We start from the raw sequence: 21,753 nt of genomic DNA on the forward strand, positions 1-21,753 counted from the left end.
CAAGCTCGGTGTGTGCTTGGAGTTGCTCAGACAGTTCGCAATACGATTTCAGTTGCAACAGCTGAGCAACGACATGAAGCCCTATGGCTGAACCCGCAAACAGCTTCTTTGACCGATGATCCTGAAAAATAGACCGATAATCTAGGACATTGAGCACTTTGAGACATTGACAAACTACTAAAAATTCCTTATCGTTATCCATGGTTTGCTCCTTTGTTTGGGAGAATGATGGATAGCGCGTCATTCCCTAAACATAGGTGCTTTTTCTTTGTTTGTCTAGATTAATAAATACTTTATATTACAAATTAAGTAAATATTTGATGTGAGGTTTGATGCATCGGTAATGTATTTTTTACAACAATTCACACGCCAAAAGGCTATTTCTCAACTTGAAGTTGCATTTCGTACAACATTTTGAGCACTTTTGTTGCGAAATGGTCTATATTGGGCCAAATTGTTGTACACTATGCAACAATGAAGGGAGCAAGGCGAGATTTAGGCATAAATTGTTGCACTTACTACAACATCATTCAACAGCGAATATGAGAATTCATTCATCCAGCAACCTAAATTCTGCCTATAAGACGTTTGATCTCGACTTAAGACAAATCAATGTAGAGCAAGCGAATGAATCGACGGTCTCGCTTACTCAACCTCGAAACCCTGGGAGCTTAGGAATGGTTTCATGTGCTCTCGCGGCCGCTGCGCTTTGGCTGCCATATCCTTGGACCAGGTCGTATCGACCTTGCCGCCCGATCGGACCTTCATATAGTCGCGGATGCTCTCGTCGTATACGTCGACCGCTCCTTCGTTATCCGTATACCGATTTTCATGGTATACGGCTTCTCGCGGGAGCCGCGGGCGCAGCAGCGGCTCTTGATCCGGCATGCCGATGCACATGCCGAAGACCGGATACACCAGCTGAGGCAAGCCCAGCAGCTGGGAAACCTCGGCGGGCTTATTACGCAGCCCGCCAATATACACTACGCCGAGTCCGAGTGACTCGGCGGCAATGGCTGCATTTTGCGCAGCTAATGCAGCATCTACCGTGGCAACGATGAAATTCTCAGCGTTGCCAGTAACCGGAGTGTCCCCGTGACGGTGGACAGCCTGCGCGTATCGGTGCAAATCCGCGCACCACACAAGGAACAGCGGACACTCGCTGACGTAAGCTTGATTGCCGGCCAGCGCGGCAAGTTGGTTCTTCAACCCGTTATCCGTAATGTGGATAACGCTGTACGCTTGCATATTGCTGGATGAAGATGCAGCTTGAGCCGCTGCCAGAATAGCATCCAGCTGTTCTGAGCTTACTGGCTCATTCGTAAACTTACGAATTGAGCGATGCTTTTGCAATAAAGAAATGATTTCGTTCATCCTTCAACAACCTTTCTTCTATATGCAGCTTATATTTAGAAAGTCTCCACCGATGTGGTCGACAAACTGTCATGATTTGAGCAAGCTGACCTCGAACTCGACTTCATTGGACCCGATTGTCCAACATTCCGTCTCTGCAATTATCCGATACTCGCGTGGAATTTTCAAACAACTAGCATCTAATGCTTGCCAAAAGTGTGTATTGCCACGAAAACTCAACAGCGAAGCCAAGGATAAACGACTCCGTCGTCCTTCAGGGACGATCGCGTTTGTCAAGGTAGATGCGAAGCAAAAGTATATAACTTATACTTTCTTATCTACAAAATAAAAAAAGACCCAACCAACTGGGTCTTTTTCTTTATATCGACAACAATTTCCGTACTTTTCTATACAACAGCGTAAGTACCCACGGTATCGCAACAATCAGCACAAAAACGATCCCATTGTACACGTTAAAAAGCAAAATCGAACCGGGCATATTTACTTTATATTTCCATAAGGATAACAACGCTGGATGCATCAAGTAGACACCAAATGACACCGAGCCTAGCGAGATGAAGAAGCTTGCCAATTTGGTAGATTTCTGGAGAAGCCATTTCGCAAGCCAGATAAAGCTTACACCAATGCCAATGCTGTAGAGCAGCCATAAAATTTCGTACCACGTATTTTCAAACTTATAACCTTTTAGTCCCAATAGGTAAAGCATCACATAGGCCAAACCACTGAGGAATGCAGCTGGCAGCACCCAGCCCTTATTCCGATCCATCCAAGAACGAAAGGCCCCGTAGTTCATGCCAATTGCACCGCCAACGAGGAAATACCCGAAGTACGTTATGCAAAGCTCTGGTTTATGATCAATCGTACCGAACCAGTGGGTGTAAATGTAAACGCCCGCTTGAATGGCTAGCCCCCAAAGTGCCAGCGTTCGGCGAAACCATGGCGCATTTCTAACAGCCCATACTAACAGCGGAAACAGTAAGTAGAACTGTACGATTATGATCATAAAATACAAGTGATAACCGGAATCTGCCCATTTTAACTGTTCCAGAAAAACACGTAGATCAAACTTAATGGGATGCCCTGGCGTCCAAAGCCAAGGGTTATATATATAGTAGAAGAAGGACCAAACGATATAAGGAACTAACACTTGGCGGACACGTTTCCAGTAGAAAATGCCAGCCTGTTTCGCGCTCCAATTATCCGTATAAATGTAGAACAATACGATGCCGCTCAAAAAAATAAACAGCGGAACGGCGAAATAACTGATTTTGTTCAAAAATAAAATAACTAGCTCTGTGCTACTCCCCTTCAAAGCCGGATCCACTGTCCAGTCCGCGGTAACATGAATCAGAACGACGGCAAGGATGGCGAAGGCTCTAACGATATCGAGCTCCGTGATTTTTGCTTTTGCCATAACGGTTTCAAGTCCTCTTTTCCTAATAAATACCCTTTTTACTATAGACAGTTTCGAGCTATTTCGCAACAGTGTGCCTAGCAAAAAGATATCTCTCTTCCTCGATTGTTTACCAAGGATAAACGACTCCGTCGTCCTTCAGGGACGAGCGCGTTTGTCAAGGTAGATGCGAAGCAAAAGTATATAACTTATACTTTCTTATCTACTAAAAAAAGAGTGTATCCCAGGAGTAGACTTCTAGACGGCTAGACTTCTACAAGGGATACACTCTTTTATTTCAGCATTGCTTGTAACGGCTCGGCAATAATCCGCTGCACATCTTCCAGCACGATCGACAAACGGCGCTCCGCATCGAATAACTGGTTAATACGTGGATTGCGGGCGAGCTCCTCATATTGTTTCTGCAATTGTTCCATATGCTCCTGCGGCGGCATCTCGCCTCCAGCCATTTTCTGCTGCAGCTCATTTTGGCGATTGCGGAAATCTTCCAACATGCTTTTACTGGATGCATCGCCGTCAATGATGGAGCGGAACTCCTTCATATCCTTGTATTCGCTGCTTTCCTTAATTGCTTTTGCCAATTCGTAAGCCTTATCATGGACATTCATTTTATTTCCTCCTCATTTTCTATTAGTACGTCCTACCTACTTTCTCAACGAATAAATGGGCACTTTCGGACAGATGCCTAGGCACCAAGGGAAATATGTCCTCATATGATGGAGTAGTTTACTTTGCTTAAGCAAACAATGCCATTTTTGATGCTGGAAGGAGTGTTCGCTATTGACCCGGACGAAAGTTGGAATATCCATTCAAGGCACCAGCATCTATTTGGATGATCGGACCGTTGTTCTAAGTGAAGCCATTGCAAAAAAATGGAAAGTTCCGTCGAATCAAACGATTACTATGCGATTTGGCTCTGTCAAGCAGGATATCAAGGTTGTCACTGCCTCAACGTCGAACAGTTTACGTGTAAACCCTGCTCTCGCTTCCAAAATCGGACTGCATCATGGCGCTCAACTCAATCTCCATTATAGACAAAATACAAGAACCTTGTCGATTGGACCTTTGATTGGCGTAATGATTAGCCGTGTTTATGCAGGCTCAAATGATCGTCCATTCGGTGCTATCACCGCTTTTTGTAAAGAAATGACGGACGCGTGTGACCTTTTTGGGGCTATTGTGTGCTTTTTTCCGCCTGAAGAAATGCATGCCAATGCCCAATCCATATCTGCATATTCGTATTCCAATGGTTCCTGGAGCAAAAAAACGTATCCGATTCCCAATGTTATCTATAACCGGCTCACCTCGCGCAAATTCGAGAACAAGTCGAATGTTCAACAATTCATGAATGATGCCAAAGCACATTTTGCCACTGAAATCTTCAATGAGAAATATTTGGACAAAACGGAAGTATTCGAAGCTTTGCGCAAAAATAACAGCCTCCATGGATATTTACCCGAATCTTACCTCTTCAAAAACTATCAGATGCTGAAATCCATGGCTGCCCGCCATAGTGTCCTATTCCTCAAACCGATTACCGGAAGTCTAGGTAAGGGGATTATTCGCATTCGTAAAGAGGCAGGGGAAGCTTACACCTGTCATTATACGAATCTCGCCGGAGTCCGCAAACAATCCTTCGCTTCATTAACTGCTGTGTTCCAGGCTTTATCCGGCAAGCTTAAGACGCAACGTTATCAATTACAACAAGGACTTGATCTCATCACTTCCGACGGTAATCCTGTTGATTTCCGAGCACTTGTGCAAAGAGGGGCTTTAGGCGAATGGGCTATAACCTCGATTGTTGCCCGTATTGCAGGAACACAGCATTTTGTTTCTAACCTGGCACGAGGTGGAAGTTTAACAACTGTGGCTGAAGCACTGACCAAATCACCTTTTTCGTCAGCTATTCGCGTCTCTGTCATAGGACGTTTGCGCAAGGCATCTCTGGATATTGCCAAAGGTATTGAAACGAATATCCCTAATCATTTTGGAGAGCTTGGGATCGATCTTGCGGTAGATAAAATGGGGAAGGTTTGGTTGCTCGAGGTGAACTCCAAACCATCTAAAGACGACAATACCCCACTTAACAATGAACGAAAAATTAGGCCATCTGTGAAACAAATTGTGCAATATTCGCGTTATTTAGCGAAGTTCTGAGGTGAAAGCATGCAGCAAAGATCACATCGTCCCTTGTTAGGGATTATGGTTACGGAATTGAATCGAGAGTTGCCCTTTGGAAGTTCAGAGTTCTATGAGCATCTCACCTACCATGGTGCCGCCAAGGGTCTTGACGTGTTCGTTTTCTCACCGAATCGAATCGATTGGAAGCAAGAGCTGGTGCGGGGGTACGCCTATTTAAGTAAAAAACAAGAATGGGTGATGAAGCTCTTTCCTCTTCCCTCGATCATCTATGATCGATGTTTCTTTACCAACAAAAAGGACTATCGACAATACCGTAATCATGTGCGCAAGCTGCGTGAGACACCTCATATTCGCTTTCTCGGTTATGGCTTGAGCGGAAAGTGGGAAGTGGATCAAATCCTACAAAAAGATCCCACTTTGCAACTATATTTACCTGAAACGAACTTGCTGACAAGCGGCACTGAGTTGAGGAATTGGCTTCGTACAAAAAGCGATGTCTTTCTCAAACCACAGGGAGGCAGTCAAGGCAGGGGGGCATTGCACATTCACAAGATAAGCACAAAAGACGATAACCGTTCTTATCATATAAAAGGGCGCGATGCCCACAATCTCCCTTTAGAGCGTGAATTTGAAGATTTTAATTCGTGCTGGTTTTGGCTTCGCAGCCTGATTGGTATGCGACCCTATCTAATACAAGAATACCTACCTCTCCATTCAACAGAGGGAATGGCTTACGATGTACGCTCCCTCGTGCAAAAAAACGGCCGTGGTTTATGGGAAAGTACCGGCATGGCTGTACGTATTGGCAAACCCGGAAGCATCACCTCCAATCTACATGGCGGGGGTACTGCGGAAGATGTGTTATCGTTCCTTACCAAAGAGTTTGGTGACTCGAAGGCAAATGAGCTAATAACCACACTCGCCATGCTTTCAAGCCGGATTCCCCCTTTTCTGGAAGCTCATCACGGGCGGCTCGCTGAGCTTGGCATTGATTTTGGCATCGATACGTGTGGTCGCGTGTGGATTCTTGAAGTGAATTCGAAACCGGGAAGATCGATTTTTGCGCGAACGCGCAACGAAAAAGCACGCACAAAATCCATCGCAAACCCTATCCATTATGCTGGATTTTTACTTTGCAAAAGACTGAGCTAGCTTGGTTTATTGTGAAGTGCCCGAGCAGGCAGAAGGTTATGTCTGCCTGCTTTGACACGGAAAGCCCCGTAGGGCAACAAGTTTAGGAGGGTAACCTAATGAGTTTGACAACGTGTATGCTCCACGCCGTACAACGAACAGATAGATCGGTCTACTTAACAAGTGAACTCGTCAAAGCTTTACGGTTAACCGGCAATAAATCGATTACTGTAAAGGTCGGCAGCAAAAGCTCAACTCTACCGATTCGTTTGATCAAGAAGAGTGGTCAGCATATGTATATACCGCTTTCCCTGATGGCCTCTTTACGCATTCCTCGAATAGGGAGTGTACTAGTCGCCAATAACAGTAATAAAGAACTTCGCATCGGTCCACTTATCGGTATCTTAACTAACGTAGTGAGCGGTTCATCTCCATTTGGTACAAAAACCGGATTCATTCGCCAAATTATGAATACCGGCTCTAACAAGTCTTTTATTTTTGCTTTTAGCCCAAGTAGTGTGAACTGGGTCCAAGAAACCGTTACTGGGATTATCCCAAAAGAAGATGGAGGCTGGAGTCGTAAAACATTCCCTTTGCCTGATGTCGTTTATAATCGTCTGTCCAGCCGTAAAGCTGAGAAATCCGCAGGGATTGAGGGCTTTAAGGACCGATTTGTACGCAGAGGAATTCCCCTCTTTAACTGGAGCTTTTTTGATAAATGGGATGTTTACAAAATGTTAGATGGCGATGATGCTTTCCGTTTCGTCCCAGAGTCCAAGATCAATCCGTCTGCTGATCAAATTAAAGAAATGCTTGATAAACATAAATTCATTTACCTGAAACCTACGGCAGGGAGCTTAGGCATCGGTATTTTCCGTGTAACGTACAATCCCAAACGGGGTTACTTTGTTCGGTATCGCAAAGGCGGTAAAAATGTTCTCATCCGTTACGGAAAATTCGAAGGTTTAATGCAAATGCTTGGAACTGGACGTGGCCGCCTCACGAATTATGTCGCCCAGCAAGGCATACGTCTCATTGAAATTGACAGCTGCCCTATTGATTTCCGCTTCCATTTAACGAAGAACGGCAATAACAATTGGGTCGTAGCTGCGATCGGCGCAAAGAAATCCGGGAAAGGCAGCGTCACAACCCATATCCGCAATGGCGGTCAATTGATGACACCCGAACAGGTGCTTCGTCAAATTTACGGAACTCGTGCAGAGCAGATACTTGCTAATGCCAAGGAGACAGCCATTAAGCTTGCCGAAGGCATTGAGAATAACTATAATCATTTGCTTGGTGAGCTTGGTTTCGATATAGGGATTGATCAGAGCGAAAATATTTGGATGTTCGAAGCTAATGCTAAACCGGGGAGATCCATTTTCAAACACCCCTCGCTGAAAGAAGGAGACACTGCCACCTTACAAAATATTTATGAGCACTGCCTCTTTTTGAGTCGCTTCCGCTCTAGGAGGGAAAATTAATGGGCTTCTTCCTTCATGAGATCCGACAAAAGCCTACTCTTGCCATTCTCACAGTAAAGGATAGTAATCGTGTATTTCGCGGCAATCTGGACAATTTCCGGGATTTAATTCAAACTGGCGAACGATTTGGTGTTGATGTTTACATCGTGACTACGAAGGACTTCAACTTAACCAGTCCTGAAATATATGGCTATCGCTTTAATGACGAAACCAAAAAATGGAGCAGGGAACTCGTTCCCGCTCCACAAGTTGTATACAATCGTATTCCCTACCGCAAGATGGAAATGAAGCCTGAAGTCCAGCAGACCATACAATCATGCAATCGCAGCTCCAGCATACAGTTATTTAATCCTTCCTTCTTCAACAAATGGACCTTGTTCGGATGGTTAAGCAGTGCCAAAGAAAGCAAACCTTACATGCCCGATACGCAGCAATTGAACTCGGCTAATGATCTCACTCAGCTATTGCGTAAACATGCCGTTCTCTACTTAAAACCAGTAAAAGGTAAAGCTGGAAGAGGCATTATGCGCATTGATCGATTAACAACTGTAAATGGCCGCCGTAATTATCGGCTGAGCCGCCAAGAGGATAAGAAGATGGCTTATAGTTACCATCATTCCACAGATGAACTTTGGAATGAATGGAATAAACACCGTGGCACCCATGACTACATCGTGCAGCAAGGTATCGCTTTAACGAGATACAAAGAGCGCGCTTACGATTTACGCGCTTTGGTCCAGAAGACGTCCAAAGGTGTCTGGAGTGTGTCTGGTATTGGAGCTCGTGTAGCAGGTAGAGCCAGCATCACGACACATGTACCACGAGGCGGATCCATTGACGAGCCGCGCAAACTGCTTGCGAGTGTGTTTGGTGCTACGGAAGCCAAGAATATTTTGAAGCGAGTTCGCAAAGCCGCTGTGACACTCGCTGAACAAATTGAGAAGTCATCCGGCAATCAACTAGGTGAAATGTCTATGGACATTGGTGTCGATACCGCTGGTCATATCTGGTTCTTCGAAGCTAATTCGAAACCAATGAAATTCGATGAACCAAAAATTCGTCAAAAATCCCTTGAACGCATTATCCGTTACAGCCTTTACCTGATTAATAATGGGAGAAGAAGGTGATTATGCTTGTCTTCGAAACGACTGGGCGTACTCGCTATCTATTTAAGTAAGTCTCGGCTCGAAGAGCTTTCTTACTTTCAGCGGCTAAGTAAGGAAGGAAAGAAACTCGGTGTTCAAGTTGAGGTCTTTACACCGGATGACGTCGAAGGCGACAACGCCGTTCGTACGTTGACTTATGATTCCGGTCTGGGGAAATGGATTCGGAAGCGAACTTCTTTCCCCCCTGTTATTTATGATCGTTGCCGGTATAAAGCGGCAGCTAATTATCAGATGCTTAAAGCATTTCGTAATCGACATGCCAAGCTTATCTATTTAAGTAAACCTTTAGCTAACAAATGGTCGATGCATCAAATCCTTTCAGAGAATGAGAGCATCCGCCCCTATTTACCAGCTACAGTACGATTTAGCTCTGTGCAGGATCTGCTGAAGGTTCTAAAGAAGCATAAGCTAATCTACGTAAAACCGAAGAATGGCACGGGTGGAAGAGGAATATTACGAATTGAACAGCTCGGTTCAGATCTTTATCTATTGCAAGGAAGGAACCAGCAGCGAACCATCATCGCTCCATTCCGCGCTACGGAAAAACAGCTTGCGATCAAGCTGCACACCCTGAAATTGAGCCCAGATTATGTGGTGCAGCAAGGAATCCACTTAACTCTTAGGGATGGTCGTGTGCATGATTATCGTTTGCTGATACAGAAAAATGGCAATGGCGAGTGGGAAGTGACGGGGTGTGCGGGTCGTATTGGGCCTCAACGCAGCATCACTTCGAATCTTCATGGCGGCGGAAGTGCGGTAACCCAGGATAAATTGTTAGCCTACCGTTTTTCTTCTGAAGAAAAAATGAATGAAATTAAAAAAGAGATGAACAGCTTCGCGTTTACGCTCGCTAACTATTTGGAAACGAAATTCGGAAAGTTGTGCGAGTTAGGCATGGATATTGCCGTAGATCCCAAAGGTCATGTTTGGCTGCTTGAGGTCAATCCTAAACCATCACGAGAAGTTTTTCGCAAAATTGGCCAACATTCGATTTATCAGAAGGCGGTTACAAGGCCGCTTGAATATGCTGTCTGGATGATGAAACAAAAGAGAATAAAAAGAGAAGAACAAAAAGAACAAGAAAAGACCGAAGACAAACAAGCCGAATCTTAACGTAAACGATCGGAAGCGTCAGCTAAAGGCTATAGCCGGCTTCCGGCCTACATATGCTGAAGATGTCCCAAAGTTTGAACAAAAATTTGCTCAATATGGTCATCGTCTAGCGAGTAAAAAACTGTTTTTCCCACTTTTCGTCTTTTGACAATGTGCAGATCCCGCAAGTAGCGAAGCTGATGTGAGACTGCCGACTGCCCCATCGCAAGCAGCGTTGCAAGATCATGCACGCATAGCTCCCTTTGCAGCAGGTAATAGATCATTTTAACCCTGGTCGGATCGCCTAAAGCTTTGAATACCTCCGCAATCCCTACCGCTTGCTCCTCCGTAATTTGAGCTTCCTGACTAAGCTGTACCGAGTCAACACCTGTACAAGTACATGTGTCCTCGCCTTCACTTGCTTCTATCCATATTTTTTCCATCATCATCCCTCCTTCGTGTTTTGCTTTAGCTATACTTGTAGTTCCGGATGGACGTTAGTCGAATTTTCAATTTGAATAGTAGCATGAGTGATATGAAATCGTTCCTCTATTTGATGAATAGCTTCCTGAAGGACTACCTGACTATCACGATCATCTGCAATGAGTAAATGGCAGCTCAGAGAATCAAGGCCTGAAGTAATCGTCCAAATATGTAAATCATGAACATTGATAACACCATCAATGCCCTCAAGTACGCGTTTGACATCTTCATAAGAAACAGCGGCGGGAGTGCCCTCCATCAAGATATGAATCGTCGATTTCAGGACGGTCCAAGCCCCCTTAAGTATTAATAGAGACACAAGGATGCTAATGATTGGATCAGCAACATACCAACCGAAGATCAGCATAGCCCCACCGGCTAAAATAGCCCCTACAGAGCCTAAAGCATCACCTAGGATATGCAGATATGCGCTGCGCAGATTGAGATTGCCATGCACATCCCCTTTGCGCATAAGTGCCCAAGCACTAAGTAAATTAGCTAGTAAACCGACGAAAGCAATGAGCATCATTGAACCACTGGCAACAGCAGGAGGATCCATAAATCGCCCAACTGCTTCCCAGATAATGAGCCCGGCTATTACAAAAAGCGTGACAGCGTTGAAGAGAGCCGCTAAGATTTCAATTCTATGAAAACCATAGGATTTATAAGCTGAAGATGGCTTGGCCGCGAACCAAAGGGCGGTGAGACTTAATACAAGAGAGCCAGAATCACTTAACATATGGCCAGAATCAGAGAGAAGCGCCAAACTATTGGTCCATAATCCCCCTACGAACTCTAATATCATGATGCTCGCTGTTATACATAGCGCAATAAGGAGACCTTGTTTATTCCCGCTGTGACCATGGTGATGATGTCCATGATGATGCCCATGGTGAGCGTGATCGTGTCCTTGGTGACCAACATGACCGCTGCAATTAGCGTGATCTTTGTGTTGATGTGATTGTACTTCAGACTCATGATGCTGCATAGAATTCCCTCCCTGTGTCTCAACCCTTTAAAATGTTGTGCTGCCATTTGATTTATGATTGACATTTAATATATGAGCATTCACTCATATATCCATAATAGTGAGTAAAACAGGCTGATGTCAATACAGCTCATGCAAAAAAAAGATCGATTCATTGCTCAATTTCACATGAGCCTGAATCGATCTAACAAATGATTGTCTAATTGCTATGTCCCTGTTGCGACTTTGTTCGCGCCTGCATCTACTACATCCGGGTCAAACGTGATCGTTGCACTAAATAGCGAAGTGGATACCCCGAAATCTCCCGTTATTCCGCCGCCTGCACCTGTATAGGTTTTGGATGCGGATGTCGGAGCAATGACAGCAGTGTCGCCATTCACCAGATTTCCTTCATTCCTAATAACATTGAATATTCCTATAAAAGAAGGCATTTCTGATCAGCACCCTTTATCTATCAAAGTTCTACAGTGTATGCCCAACTCCCCATATTTGCGACAGCCTACGCTTAATTACAATATTCAAGCAGTTCAGCGAAGCTGCGGATACGTATATGCGCACCCTCCAGCTCTCCCGACTCTCGAAAACCTGCATAATCGCAAGCGACTACGGTTAGGTTGTTCTGGAGTCCTGCCTCTACGTCGGATGAGCGATCGCCAACCATCCAGGCTGATTGGATTTGATGTGTTTCCAGCAGTATTTTTACTAAATCCACCTTGGATCTCGTTCGATATTGCCCTGCACTGTACAATCCTTCGAATAAATGCGCTACACCTTTGGCTTCAATCACATGCCGCACATAATCTTCGAGTCCATTGCTTGCGACAAATAAACGAATTCCTTTATTATGTAAAGCTTGTAAGGTTTCAGCCACTCCTGTATAAAGATCGCCGTGCCCCTGCTGCAGTCCCTCCACTTGATACTTGATCAGCAGTTTATCTGCTTCCTGACGAGTTGCCATCTGCTCATTCGGCATAACCCGCTCCCAGATATGCTCAAGAAGCATACCTAGCGCCCCTAAGATTCGTTCTTCCGGTGGAGTTTCCCCAGTAAAAAGGCCTTTAGCTCGAAGCTCATCGAACGTCTTATGGTAAGCAGGCAGAAGTAAGGTCTCCGTCTGAAATAATGTTCCGTCCAAGTCAAAAAGCATCGCTTCGGGTAGATTTCTCTGATTACTCATAATCAAGCTCCTTCTATGCTCAAAATAATTATTATGATCTTAGATAAGAATGGCAAACATACCCATGTAAGTCAATATTCATATTTAGGAAAAAGCCTGTTGCCGATAAGAAAAAATTCAGTTATGATTGAAATGAGAGTAATTTGTTTTCAAAATGATATTTTTATGCAAAATACCATCATAATTAATCAAAATAGGTATCACATCTTGCAAAAACCCCTATTCGATAACTTATCTATGAAAGTGAGGAAGACGATTATGAATCTTCATATTTTTCAAAATCAACAAGAGCTGAATGAAGCTGGAGCTGGCATTATTACCTCGCTTGTCCAAATGCAGCCTAAAGCAGTATTGGGGCTAGCCACTGGTGGAACACCTGTTGGCATTTATGAGGAGCTTGTTAAGGCTTACGATAAAGGACGTGTTAGCTTTAAATCTGTCACTACCTTTAACTTAGATGAATATGTCGGCTTACCGGTAGATCACCCAGAGAGCTATCACGCTTATATGCAGCAGCATTTGTTTGCACATATTGACTTACCTGCTGCTGCGGCTCATATCCCCAACGGAAATTCAGCAGATCTAGATGCCGAATGCGAGCGTTACAACCAACTTTTGGAAGAAGCAAAACAGATCGATTTGCAAATTCTCGGCCTTGGCCATAACGGGCATATTGGTTTTAATGAACCTGATCATTCCTTAATCAGCGGTACACACCGCGTAGAATTAAAAGCAGAGACTCGCGAAGCGAATGCACGTTACTTTAATTCCATCAACGAGGTTCCGTCTCATGCCTTAACCATGGGAGTAGGCACCATTTTGAAAGCCAAAACGATCCTGTTGATCGTTCGTGGAGCCGATAAAGCTGAAATCGTGCATCGCGCACTTACGGGTCCGATTACAACGGAAATTCCGGCAACTCTTTTGCAAACTCACCCACACCTTGTCGTTCTTCTTGATGCTGAGGCGGGGAGGTTTTTTGAATGAGTGAACTTGTAATTTCGGGGGCAAAGATCGTAACTGAGCAGGGAATCATCGAGCAAGGCATCCTTCATGTGAAGGATGGCTTTATCGCTTTTGTTGGCGAAATGTCCCAATGGGACCCGTCCAATGCCGGTTCTGCCGCTAAGTTCTTCGATGCCCATGGAAGCTGGTTGTTGCCAGGATTCATCGATGTTCACGTTCATGGTGGATACGGCGCCGATTTCATGGATTCAAATCCAGAGACACTTGACATTATTACTCGGTTTCATGCCTTACACGGCACAACCTCCATGCTAGCTACGACGATGACAGCGACTCGAGATGCGATTGATCGGGTACTTGGTGAAGTGGACCGCTATAAGAGCCAGGAGATGCCATACGCTCAGCTGCTCGGCGTACATCTGGAGGGTCCATTCATTTCACCCAAGTGGGCAGGCGCTCAGGATCCGAACCTCATGGTACCTCCTCAGCTCTCATGGATCGAAGACTGGCACGCGCGCTACCCGCAGCTCATGAAGCAGTTAACCCTCGCCCCCGAACGCGAGGGAGGGCTTGAGATGATCGCGTGGCTGCGCGACCATGGCATCGTTGCCGCCTGCGGCCATACCGACGCGACTTACGCCGACATTCAGTCGGCGATTCGCGAGGGGCTATCGCATGCGGTGCATACCTACAACGCGATGAGGCCGCTGCATCATCGCGAACCTGGAACCGTCGGTGCGATACTCACCGACGAACGCATCAGCGGCGAAGTGATCGCTGATGGGCACCACGTGCACCCAGCAGCGATTCGCCTGCTGGCTAAGGTGAAGCAGCCGCATGGCTTGCTGCTGATCACGGACGCCATGTCAGCCGCGGGACTCGGCGACGGGCAGTACGAGCTTGGCGGGCAAGCCGTGACCGTACAGTCGGGCGTAGCCCGGCTGACGGAAGGCGGCGCGCTCGCCGGCAGCACGCTGACGATGATCGAGGCGCTCCGCTTTATGGTGCGCGAGGTCGGTGTCAGCGTCGAAGACGCGAGCCGCTTCGCAAGCGGCAATCCTGCGAGGCTGCTGCGCCTTGAGGCGTCGCACGGCTCGATTGCGCAGGGCAAGCAGGCTGACTTGGTGCTTGTCAGCCCTGAATTAGAGCTCGAACATGTTTGGGTATGCGGCAAAGAAATGACAGATTAATTTGGCTGATGAAGACCGTCGATTCATCGCCCCATCTTACTCCACATAGATTTGTTTTAAACCGGGATCAATCGTCATATATGCAGAATTTAGGTTGCTATATGATTGAATTCATATTAGCTGTTGAATGATGTTTCGCATCAAATGAGCTCAAAATGTTGTACGAAATGCAACTTCAAGTTGCAAAATAGCCTTTTGGTGTGTGAATTGTTGTAGAATATACAACATTGGTAACAACGATAGCCCTTCAGCCCTCACGAAAGCTGAATGTCTCTAAAATACTAGCCCCGACTTCGTTCTAATTGCGAAGACGGGGCTTTTTCAGTAGATAAGAAAGTATAAGTTTTATACTTTTACTTCGCATCTACCTTGACAAACGCGCTCGTCCCTGAAGGACGACGGAGTCGTTTATCCTTGTCTCACTTCTTTGAAGCTCTTGTAAATTGGCAGGAAAGTACCAACATTTGTCGAAAATCCCTAACACCATACTTGAGCTCGTACAAGAAAGGGTTTGACGCCTGACATGATTTATTTGATAAAAATCGCTTACACCCTATTATTCCCTCCTGGAATTATCATACTTCTCCTCCTGGCTGTAGCTTTATGGCTGAAGCAAAAAAAGGAGTACCTCGGTGCGCTTCTAGTAGGCCTATCCGTATTACTTCTAGGCGTATCCTCTATGCCTTATTTCGGCAATACGTTACTGAATTCCATTGAAAGAAGGTACACACCACCGGTTCAAGTGTCTGGCGATGTACTAGTTCTACTAACTGGAGGCGCCACCCTAGATCATGCAGACCCTCTTACCAAAGGGGAGGGATATCTGACAGGGAACACGGCTGCGCGTGTTTTAACAGTTGCTGAGCTATACCGAAGCACAAAGCTGCCTATTCTTTTGTCTGGCGGCCAAGTGTTTCGTGACACAGGCAATGAATCTCAGATTGCCAAACGGCACCTTCTCGCGCTCGGCGTTCCCGAATCGTCCATTTCCATGGACGATAAGAGTCGCAATACCGAAGAAAATGCTGTGAATACAACAGCTATTCTCACAGAAAAAGGCTGGAAGGCTCCCATTCTCATCACATCAGCCTTCCACATGGCTCGATCCGTTAAGCAATTCCAAAAACTCAAAATTGACGTAGTACCCTACCCTACCGACTATATTTCCCAGCAGAATCAGCAGCTTAGTATCAGTAAATTCATTCCATCTTCCAGCGGCTTATCCACCACAACGATAGCGCTGAAGGAATTCTTAGGCTTGTTTGCAGCCAGGAACAATTAAAAGGATAGCCTCTTGTCCCTTTCAGCCGAGGATGATACTCAGAATTGGCGAATAGGCTCGGATACCGCGCTTTCTTACATAAACAAAAAGCAGGCCGTCTCGGCCCGCTTTTTGTTTCCCTAATTCTTTCGACCTCGACGTCCTCGTCCTCACTACCTGCTCAAAAAACCTTCTGTGCCTCCCGATCGTCCTTCAAAATCTCAACAGCTTCTCTAAAACGCAGGGAATGTACAATCTCCCGCTCTCGGAGGAACTTTAGACTGTCCTGAAGATCAACATCGTCGGTTAGATCAATCAACCATTGATAGGTTGCTCTTGCCTTCTCCTCGGCGGCAATGTCCTCATAGAGATCCGCGATGGGGTCGCCTTTGGCTTGTATGTAGGTAGCCGTCCAAGGTACACCGGATGCGCTCTGATAGAAGAGCGCTCTGTCATGTGCTGCATAGTGGTCACCCAGACCCGCGGCTTTCAGTTGATCGATGGTTGCATCTTTTGTAAGCTTATACACCATTGTTGCAATCATTTCTAAATGGGCGAATTCCTCCGTCCCAATATCTGTTAACAGCCCCACCACCTTGTCTGGGATCGTATACCGCTGATTTAAGTATCGCAATGCCGCAGCAAGCTCCCCGTCAGCACCCCCATATTGTTCAAGGAGCAGTTTAGCCATCCGAGGGTCGCACTTATTGACTCTGACCGGATACTGCAGCTTTTTTTCATAAATCCACATGCGCTCTCCTCCTTCTCAGACTTGCCATGGCCATGGAGGTTCACACCACTGCCAAGGATGTTTGGTATAGCTTTGACCGAAATGCATGAGGGGGCCGAATTCCATTTCAAACTGTTCAGCAATTTGTTTCCTCTTTTGTGCGAATTGATTGTACTGTTGAATGGCACCCAGATCATCAGGATGAGTATCTAAATACAGCGTCAGCTCCACTAAGACGAAATCTACGGCTTGCAGATCGTGAAGCTGTCTGTAATACGAGTCTGGCAACATGGGTTCACTCATGTCAATGGGCCTCCTTCTACCGCTTTAGACTCATAAGGCCCGTAAAGCGCCGGCCAGAGCGTTCCTATTTTCAGTGCTTCATAGGGGCTATACTGTGGCATGCCCGGCGGTTGAAAGTGGATATATAATTGTGGCGCTGTGTTATAAAGCTTCACTCGAATGGGTGGACAAGGATCAAAGGGACCGATAAATGGATAATATTTTTTAAATTGCGAATGCGAATGCATATGCATATGCTTATCTCTCCTCCTCTTCAGTATTGGGAGCAAATGAATTCTAGCCTAGCGACAAAGGTCTATATGCTCGTTATATGCGGCATGACTTGGCCAAAATCACATGTTTTCCAACATTTCCATATTGGTTGGGTTAAACGTTGACGGCAACGATGAAATCAATCGTCCAGATATTGAAAAAAAATCCCTGCCGCATTGCCATTTGGCAACAAAGCAGGGACTTCTAATTTGGAAGCAGCTATCGAGGGCGCATTAATTTAGATAAGGAATAAGTTCATGAAGTTGACTAACAATCGCTAACGGTTTCTTATCGGAGGCTGGTGCAGTTTTACCATATTTATTGAGCCAAACGGCCTTCATGCCTATTTGCAGCGGGCCAGCTACATCTGCCTCCCAATTGTCACCTACGAATAAGGTGTCCTCTGGCAGCACATTGAAATAATCAAGCGCCAGTTGATAAATTCGCGGATCAGGCTTGGCGATTCCAACGACATTAGAGATCCACACCTGCTCGGGAGGAAACAATTCCTTCAGACCTAAACGCATTATTTTACCCTCTTGCATATCGTGGGGTCCATTCGTAATGATTCCTAGCTTATAGCGTTCCTTAAGCTTCATCAGCAGTTCCAGCACGTGAGAATCGGGCGCTAAGCTATTTGCATATTGTTGGATGTATTGGAGGTTGAAAGCATCTGCCTCATCTTCCGACATCGTGTACTGATGATCAGCTAATGTTTCGATCAGCCTTCGGTTACGATACGCTTCAACCGTGCAAATGCGCTGCTCATATAGGTAGTATAGCTCGTCGCTTTTCTTTTGAAATGCAGTGAAGAACACCTCGTTGTCATACTCTTTGGTCACTTCATGTTCCGCAAACATCTTTTTCATCACGACATTCCACGTACTTGAGAAGTCAAACAGCGTATCATCCAAATCAAATAAAATTAACTTCATACCCTACCACCCTGTTCATATGCTGTGGCTCAATCCAACTTAATATTTAAGTTCAACAGGCCAGCTTTACGCATAGCTTGATAAATAATAACAACCAACGGCCCTAGAAAGAGACCTGTTATTCCTAATAACTCGAAGCCAACGTACAAACTGATTAGAGCAGCGAGCGCATTAATTCCTACAGCATCACTAAGCACTTTAGGCTCTACAATACGGCGGAATATCGTCAAAACAAGGAATAGGACTAATAAACCTATACCCATTCCGGTGTGTCCAATCAGCAGTTGATAGACGAGCCATGGAATAAACACAAGTCCGGTGCCAATCACAGGAACGAACTCCATAACCATCACTAATAAGGAAATGGCTAGCGGATATTCTGCTCGTAAGACCAATAAACCAACAAAAGTGACCAAATAGGTCAACACGGCCATGATAAGCTGCGCTCGAATGAAGCCAAAAATAGCTTCCCGCAGGTAAGTCAGCACGTTTTCCATCTTTCTTTTGGAATACTCTTCAAACATGGACAGAAAAGACAACCTGAGCTTTGGTAAACTAAACATAAACAAGTATAAAGCAATGACATACATGAGCATTAAAATAAATAAATTCGGGATTTTTCCAGCTATATTTAAAAAGAAGCCAGAAATACCGCTTAATGCATTGGTTAACGCTCTGGTTAAGGTTTCCGTACTGCTTGCCAACCAAGTTTGCACTTGTGCCGCTATATCTGGTGACAAGGAATCATAGAACAACTGTGTGCGGTCGACAGCTTGATCCATGTACTTATTCACTTCATCCATATAATTTGGCGCTTTGCGGCCTAGGTCAATAAGCTCTGTGACGACATTTAACCCAATGAAATAAAATAAGGTCAGCGTCAGCAGCGTAAACACGGTACAAATGATCGTAGCTGCAATTAATCGGTTCACTCTGGCAGCACGCATGAGAAGCACGGTTAAAGGGTCCAAGAAAATAGCTGTCACGAGCGCTAGTAAGAATGGCAAACCTATGGTGAACAATCCGTACAATAGCAGCAATCCAAGCACCATGATTATGATCGACTTAGGCGACATCAGGACTCCTCCGATTATTCTTCTACTGGTTTGATAGGGTTGATTTTCGTTATGTGAATGCGCACGATACGCAGTCGATCTACTTCGGATACTTCAAACACGTGATTACCGAAAGCCACTCTTTTGCCTTTTACAGGCGCACCTTCAAGCTTCTTAAACAACCAACCGCCAATAGAGTCCACATCATCGTCTTCGATGTCCAAATCCAGCATATCGTTCAAGTCTTCAATCAGGACACGGCCATCTACGGACGTATACTTTTCTTTCACCTCAACACCGGGCCGTTCATCGATATCGAACTCATCGTGCATCTCGCCAACGATCTCCTCCAGAATGTCCCCTAGTGCTAGAAGTCCTGCAGTACCACCGTACTCATCAATGACGATAGCAAGTTGAGAATGTTTTTTCTGCATTAATTTCAATACGCGGCTGACTTCCATCGACTCTGGAACATTGAGAATTGGACGTATAAAGTTTTTAATTTCCTGCTCTTCATCCGGATCTGCTGTTAGTAAATCAGCAATATGAACGAAACCGACTATGTTATCCTTATCTTGATCAGCCACAGGGTAACGTGTATGCTTCGTCTCATGAACCATACGCAAATTATCAATGAAGCTTAGCTCAAGGTATAGACAATCCATATCTGTCCGCGGCAGCATCACCTCACGGGCAATGCGTTCTGAGAATTCAAAAATATTATCGAAAAGCACCATTTCATCTTGATCGATATGGCCGCTTTTGACACTCTCATCCATTAAGATACGAATTTCTTCTTCTGTATGTGCAGCCTCATGCTCGCTTGCCGGATCTACACCAATCCATGAAAGAAATTTATTTGCTGCACCATTCAGCACCCAGATAATCGGGCGAAACACCCTGTAGAAGAAGAGTAGCGGCGCTGAAAGCCATAGCGAGGTCAATTCCGCTTTTTGAATCGCGAATGATTTCGGAGCCAGCTCGCCAAGAACAATGTGGAGGAACGTAATAAATCCAAATGAAACAATGAAAGACAAGGTCGTTGTATAAACCGAAGTCTCTACTTGAAGCTTATGTAAGAGGGGCTCCATAATCAACTCCGCGATGGCAGGTTCACCAACCCAGCCTAGTCCCAGAGAGGCAAGAGTAATCCCCAATTGTGTTGCTGATAAATAAGTATCTAACTGCGACGTTACCTTGATGGCATACTTTGCTTTGCCGCTGCCTTCATTGACTAACTGCTGGATGCGCGATTGCCGAACCTTCACAAGCGCAAATTCAGCAGCAACGAAGAAACCATTGAGCAGGACTAATATAATGACGACTATCAGGTTAAGAGCAATGGAACCGAAATCAAACGAAGTGTGTGGCAAGCGTATATCTCCTTCAGTAAAATGATTAGATGATAGCTTTGCGGCTTTTGAAATCAACAGAACGGTAATACGAGTCGGCTACCAGCAGGTTAGGGCCACAACAAGAAGCGCTGCTGCAGAAGCAGTTTACGCGCTGGTTCAGCGGATTGTTTTCCCAACGGGCAAAAATGGTATCTAACGGGTCATCATGGATGTTGCCGAGAGGTGGTTCATTTGCAAAATCTGTAACGAACACCTCGCCTGTAAAAGTGCTAACATTCAAGCGATTGCGTCCATCCGGATCATTACGAACTGTTACATTCGGCTCCTCGCGAAGCCTTTTAACCAATATTCTGTCCTCTTGTAGATCGTTGCAAGCAAAGAATGGCAGTGTGCCAAACAGCATCCACATGTCACGATTCCGGCTGTCTAACAACCGATGAATGCTCGTTCTTAACTCGTCCAGAGATACCATGGGAAGATGAGAAGCGAAGGAACTGGCATACATCGGGTGAACCTCATGGCGCTTGCAGCCCATTTCGTCAATCAGCTTGTGAATCTGCGGTAATTTCTCATGTGTGCGTGTATTAATCATCGATTCCGCTGAGACATAAAGTCCGCCTTTGCTGAGCGCGACCGTGTTATCAACCATTCGTTCATACATCCGTGCCGCGGTGTCTTGACCAACCGGATGGCCGCTATTCACAAAGCCGACTTGATGGAAATCGTCAGCATTCAAATAATTGAAAGAAATATGCATGACATCCAGATAAGGAGCGAGAAGCTCATACCGGGCTAAGTCAAGCGTTAAATTGGAATTGATTTGTGTACGGATACCGCGCTCTCGTGCATATTTAAGAATTGGCAGCATATAGTCTTTGACGATCTTGATGTGATACGAAGGCTCTCCGCCGGTCAAGCTGATCGTTTCTAAATGCTCAACCTGGTCGAGCTGCTTCAGAATGATGGGCAAGGGAATACGAGGCCCTTCCGTCATGGTTAACGAATCCCCAACCGCGCAATGCTCACATCGCATATTGCACAAATTCGTTATCGTAAGCTCTACACTTGTTAGTACGTGTCTCCCGTATTTGCGATAAGACCGAATCGGGTCCCATGGATCGTAAGCGGGGGTTAGCTCCTGTAAGATGGAGCTTGTTCCATTCATATTCATGCTGTTTACACCTGACCTATCATTTCCTATTCACTAGCTAATTGTTCCTATCATGCCTATACCTATGCCCTTTATTGTAACTTA

The 21,753-nt window shown here is 45.4% G+C and carries 22 protein-coding genes; 8 read left to right on the forward strand and 14 right to left on the reverse strand.

From position 1 onward, the window contains the following. Positions 1-645: 645 nt before the first annotated feature. The 3 genes from nfsA to G519_RS0108805 all read right to left on the reverse strand — a co-directional run bounded on the left by nfsA (position 646) and on the right by G519_RS0108805 (position 3,396). Positions 646-1,374 carry an oxygen-insensitive NADPH nitroreductase gene (gene nfsA / locus G519_RS0108795; RefSeq protein WP_029194358.1) on the reverse strand — a complete coding sequence of 243 codons (729 nt, stop codon included), beginning with the start codon at positions 1,372-1,374 and terminating at the stop codon, positions 646-648. A gap of 358 nt (positions 1,375-1,732) precedes the next feature. Then, entirely contained in the window at positions 1,733-2,788 is a 1,056-nt protein-coding gene (locus G519_RS42340) for an acyltransferase (RefSeq protein WP_036632471.1), read from the reverse strand. 272 nt (positions 2,789-3,060) lie between these two features. Continuing rightward, positions 3,061-3,396 carry a YlbF family regulator gene (locus tag G519_RS0108805; protein WP_029194359.1) on the reverse strand — a complete coding sequence of 112 codons (336 nt, stop codon included), beginning with the start codon at positions 3,394-3,396 and terminating at the stop codon, positions 3,061-3,063. Between the two features lie 172 nt (positions 3,397-3,568). Between G519_RS0108805 and G519_RS0108810 the strand changes: the two genes are divergently transcribed. From G519_RS0108810 to G519_RS42345, 5 genes are all read left to right on the forward strand, one after another. Then, positions 3,569-4,945: a YheC/YheD family endospore coat-associated protein gene (locus G519_RS0108810; RefSeq protein ID WP_029194360.1), complete on the forward strand. Its 1,377-nt coding sequence runs from the start codon at positions 3,569-3,571 to the stop codon at positions 4,943-4,945. 9 nt (positions 4,946-4,954) lie between these two features. Next, a complete protein-coding gene (locus G519_RS0108815) occupies positions 4,955-6,082 on the forward strand; it encodes a YheC/YheD family endospore coat-associated protein (protein WP_029194361.1) in 1,128 nt (375 codons plus the stop codon). Positions 6,083-6,180: 98 nt separating this feature from the next. After that, entirely contained in the window at positions 6,181-7,545 is a 1,365-nt protein-coding gene (locus G519_RS0108820) for a YheC/YheD family endospore coat-associated protein (protein WP_029194362.1), read from the forward strand. Continuing rightward, entirely contained in the window at positions 7,545-8,672 is a 1,128-nt protein-coding gene (locus G519_RS0108825; RefSeq protein WP_029194363.1) for a YheC/YheD family endospore coat-associated protein, read from the forward strand. The genes G519_RS0108820 and G519_RS0108825 overlap by 1 nt, the downstream gene beginning before the upstream one ends. Positions 8,673-8,678: 6 nt before the next feature. Further along, a complete protein-coding gene (locus G519_RS42345) occupies positions 8,679-9,824 on the forward strand; it encodes a YheC/YheD family endospore coat-associated protein (protein WP_051253268.1) in 1,146 nt (381 codons plus the stop codon). 47 nt (positions 9,825-9,871) lie between these two features. Here the strand turns inward: G519_RS42345 and G519_RS0108835 are convergent, their stop codons facing one another. The 4 genes from G519_RS0108835 to G519_RS0108850 form a co-directional block, all read right to left on the reverse strand. Further along, positions 9,872-10,246, reverse strand: coding sequence for an ArsR/SmtB family transcription factor (locus G519_RS0108835; RefSeq protein ID WP_029194364.1), 375 nt, complete (start codon positions 10,244-10,246; stop codon positions 9,872-9,874). 29 nt (positions 10,247-10,275) lie between these two features. After that, on the reverse strand, positions 10,276-11,274 hold the full coding sequence (locus tag G519_RS0108840; protein ID WP_029194365.1) for a cation diffusion facilitator family transporter: 999 nt from the start codon (positions 11,272-11,274) through the stop codon (positions 10,276-10,278). A 206-nt stretch (positions 11,275-11,480) separates the two neighbouring features. Further along, the gene (locus tag G519_RS0108845; RefSeq protein WP_029194366.1) at positions 11,481-11,705 is read right to left on the reverse strand and encodes a spore germination protein; all 225 of its coding nucleotides are present in this window, start codon (positions 11,703-11,705) and stop codon (positions 11,481-11,483) included. A 74-nt stretch (positions 11,706-11,779) separates the two neighbouring features. Then, entirely contained in the window at positions 11,780-12,451 is a 672-nt protein-coding gene (locus G519_RS0108850; protein WP_029194367.1) for an HAD family hydrolase, read from the reverse strand. Positions 12,452-12,709: 258 nt separating this feature from the next. On the opposite strand from G519_RS0108850, the gene nagB reads away from it, so the two are divergent. The 3 genes from nagB (at position 12,710) to G519_RS0108865 (ending at position 15,889) form a co-directional block, all read left to right on the forward strand. After that, the gene (nagB, locus tag G519_RS0108855; protein ID WP_029194368.1) at positions 12,710-13,438 is read left to right on the forward strand and encodes a glucosamine-6-phosphate deaminase; all 729 of its coding nucleotides are present in this window, start codon (positions 12,710-12,712) and stop codon (positions 13,436-13,438) included. Beyond that, complete coding sequence (nagA, locus tag G519_RS0108860; protein ID WP_029194369.1) at positions 13,435-14,607, forward strand: N-acetylglucosamine-6-phosphate deacetylase; 1,173 nt, start codon at positions 13,435-13,437, stop codon at positions 14,605-14,607. The genes nagB and nagA overlap by 4 nt, the downstream gene beginning before the upstream one ends. A 523-nt stretch (positions 14,608-15,130) precedes the next feature. Continuing rightward, positions 15,131-15,889, forward strand: a complete 759-nt coding sequence (locus G519_RS0108865; RefSeq protein ID WP_029194370.1) for a YdcF family protein — start codon at positions 15,131-15,133, stop codon at positions 15,887-15,889. A gap of 160 nt (positions 15,890-16,049) precedes the next feature. On the opposite strand, the gene G519_RS0108870 is transcribed toward G519_RS0108865, so the two are convergent. From G519_RS0108870 to yfkAB, 7 genes are all read right to left on the reverse strand, one after another. Beyond that, positions 16,050-16,619: a manganese catalase family protein gene (locus G519_RS0108870; protein ID WP_029194371.1), complete on the reverse strand. Its 570-nt coding sequence runs from the start codon at positions 16,617-16,619 to the stop codon at positions 16,050-16,052. A 15-nt stretch (positions 16,620-16,634) separates the two neighbouring features. Further along, positions 16,635-16,901: a spore coat protein CotJB gene (locus tag G519_RS0108875; protein ID WP_029194372.1), complete on the reverse strand. Its 267-nt coding sequence runs from the start codon at positions 16,899-16,901 to the stop codon at positions 16,635-16,637. After that, positions 16,898-17,134, reverse strand: a complete 237-nt coding sequence (locus G519_RS0108880; protein WP_244280065.1) for a spore coat associated protein CotJA — start codon at positions 17,132-17,134, stop codon at positions 16,898-16,900. The genes G519_RS0108875 and G519_RS0108880 overlap by 4 nt, the downstream gene beginning before the upstream one ends. Positions 17,135-17,386: 252 nt before the next feature. Beyond that, the gene (locus tag G519_RS0108885; RefSeq protein ID WP_029194374.1) at positions 17,387-18,088 is read right to left on the reverse strand and encodes an HAD family hydrolase; all 702 of its coding nucleotides are present in this window, start codon (positions 18,086-18,088) and stop codon (positions 17,387-17,389) included. A gap of 29 nt (positions 18,089-18,117) precedes the next feature. After that, complete coding sequence (ytvI, locus tag G519_RS0108890) at positions 18,118-19,164, reverse strand: sporulation integral membrane protein YtvI (RefSeq protein WP_029194375.1); 1,047 nt, start codon at positions 19,162-19,164, stop codon at positions 18,118-18,120. 14 nt (positions 19,165-19,178) lie between these two features. Beyond that, positions 19,179-20,516: a hemolysin family protein gene (locus tag G519_RS0108895; RefSeq protein WP_029194376.1), complete on the reverse strand. Its 1,338-nt coding sequence runs from the start codon at positions 20,514-20,516 to the stop codon at positions 19,179-19,181. Between the two features lie 25 nt (positions 20,517-20,541). Further along, positions 20,542-21,663, reverse strand: a complete 1,122-nt coding sequence (yfkAB, locus tag G519_RS0108900; RefSeq protein WP_409372004.1) for a radical SAM/CxCxxxxC motif protein YfkAB — start codon at positions 21,661-21,663, stop codon at positions 20,542-20,544. Between the last annotated feature and the right edge of the window lie 90 nt (positions 21,664-21,753).

Origin of the sequence: Paenibacillus alginolyticus DSM 5050 = NBRC 15375, from assembly GCF_000422905.1 — a bacterium.
In the GTDB taxonomy this organism is placed as follows: Bacteria; Bacillota; Bacilli; order Paenibacillales; family NBRC-103111; genus Paenibacillus_E; species Paenibacillus_E alginolyticus.